This is a genomic window from Bradyrhizobium sp. (genome assembly GCF_019244115.1).
Lineage (GTDB): Bacteria > Pseudomonadota > Alphaproteobacteria > Rhizobiales > Xanthobacteraceae > Bradyrhizobium.
The window spans coordinates 1-2,398 of sequence record NZ_JAFATE010000046.1 but is presented as its reverse complement, the minus strand read 5'-3'; the positions used below and the strand labels follow the sequence as shown (position 1 = coordinate 2,398).

1 protein-coding gene is annotated in these 2,398 nt (G+C 66.5%); it reads left to right on the top strand.

The genetic code is table 11. The features are described 5' to 3' along the window. Positions 1 to 1,444: reverse transcriptase/maturase family protein (locus tag JOZ76_RS02315; RefSeq protein WP_291697018.1), on the top strand; the 1,444-nt coding region annotated here is incomplete at its 5' end. Positions 1,445 to 2,398: the final 954 nt, after the last annotated feature.

Genomic DNA, 2,398 nt, shown 5'->3' with positions numbered 1-2,398 from the left:
GCTGCCGGAGGCCTACTACGAGCCGCAGTTCTCCGAGCACTCGCATGGTTACCGCCCCAGCCGCGGCTGTCACACCGCACTGCGCGACGTGGCGGTCGGGTGGACGGGGACAACCTGGTTTATCGAAGGGGATATCTCCCGCTGCTTCGACGAGCTTGACCACCAGGTCATGCTCCAGACGCTCGGCGAGAAGATCCACGATAACCGGTTTCTGTGGCTGATTGGCCAGATGCTGCGAGCCGGGTACTTGGAGGACTGGGTGTGGAACGCCACGCTCAGCGGCGCGCCGCAGGGCGGGGTCCTCTCCCCGTGCCTGTCCAACATCTACCTGGACCGACTGGACAAGTTCGTCGAAGCAGTTCTGTTGCCGGAATACACCCGAGGTGTGCACAGGAGTTCCAATCCTGAGTACAAGAGGATCTCAAGCGCCATCCGACGTGCTCGCAAACGCGGCGACCATGCCGCCGCGCGGGCGCTGCAAAAGCAGCAACGGAGCATCCCTACCGCGGATCTTCACGATCCCGCGTATCGGCGGCTGCGTTACGTCAGGTATGCCGATGACATCCTGCTCGGGTTCACCGGACCAAAGGCCGAAGCCGAGGAGATCAAACGTCGCCTCGCTCAGTTCCTGCAAGAGGACCTCAAGCTGGAGCTGTCCGAGACCAAGACGCTGATCACCCACGCCCGCACCAGCGCGGCACGGTTCCTCGGCTACGAGATCACCGTCGGGCACGACGACAGGAAGCTCACCGCGGGCCGCAGATCGGTCAACGGTCGCATCCGGCTGCACGTGCCCGCCGATGTGATCAAGGCGAAATGCGCCCGGCACATGCGAGCGGGAAAACCCGAGCGACGGCCCGGGCTGATGAACGAGCAGGACGACGCGATCATCAGCCGCTACGGTGTCGAGTACCGGGGCATCGTCCAGTACTACCTGCTGGCCGGCGACGTCTGGCGACTGGACCGGCTGCACTGGGTGATGCTGACCGCGCTGCTCAAGACGCTGGCCGGCAAGCACGGCTCGTCGGTCTCGAAGATGGCCCGCAAACACGCGGCCACGATCGAAACACCACACGGGCCGCGCAAGTGCATGCAGGTCCGCGTCGAGCGCACCGAGGGTCGCAAACCGCTGGTCGCAACGTTCGGTGGTATCCCGCTCAGGCGGCAGAAGAACGCGGTCCTCACCGACCGCCAACCAGTCCGGGACCCCGCCCGCGGCAGCGAGCTGATCCGTCGGCTCCAGACGGGGCGGTGCGAGCTCTGCGAACACACGGCGAAGGTGCAAGTGCACCAGATCCGCAACCTCGCGGCGCTCAATAGACCCGGCCAGCCGCAGCTCGAATGGATGCAGACGATGGCAAAGCGGCGGCGCAAGACCCTTGTGGTCTGCGCCACCTGCCACGCGAAGATCCACCACGAGCAGCTAACCACGATCACGACATAGTCACTGGAGAGCCCGGTGATCGGAAACGGTCACGCCGGGTTTGGGAGGGCGGCGTCGGAGCAGGACCCGCAAGGGCACCTCGCCGGCGTCGTACCTCGGCGCGCTGCCGTCCCGGGGCGATCGCGCGGCAATGGACCCGCGAGCGGGTCCGTGAGGCGATGCGCGCCTGGCGGGCGCGCTACGGAGCGGCGCCGTCCTCGTATGACTGGTCGCGCACCCATGCACGCCGGCGCGGCGGCGAAGCGCTCACACGCCTACAGACCGGAGAATGGCCCGCGCCGTCCACGGTGACCGATCTGTACGGGAGCTGGGCGGCGGGCGTCGCCGACACCTTCGGCGGCGCCTGAACGTTGGGCATGAATCGCCGTTGACATACGGAGGCGCGCTTGCGTTAGCTGTCCGTGAAAAGGACCACTCAGGTCGCGGGGAACGCTCCTGCGCAATCCACAGGACCGGCGACGTCCAGCCGATCGCCGGCCAGCGTGGTTGCGCCGACTTCGACGAACGTGAGTGTCGATCCGATCGCCGACGCCGGTCGCCGCGCCGGCGCGTGGCTATCCGCGCGGCGGTGAAGCAGCCACGCGAGACAGCGAGCACGCACGGCCCCGTTACGCCTCACGCAGAAGTGTGGGCTTCGTGGCCCCTTCGGCGATGAAGCAGTCACGCGAGGCCACGGCCCGGCTCGTTGGCGTGCCGCGCCTTCTGTGCGGGACAACCTTCACATCGCCGACGACCGCTTTGCTGAGATCTTGCTAATTCCGTGCGGCGTTTTGTGCGCGCTTCCCGCGCTAAGGAGGGAGACTGGTAGGACGGCGGGTTGCTCGTGGTGGCAAAAGAGCAGGGCTCGTGCCGGCGCTACTCGATCGCCTGTCGGGACCGCATGGGTCCTCGTGGCTCCTTCGGACGACAGGCGAATCCGGACCGAGATTGCTCTGTGAAGCTAGAAGTCCTGCG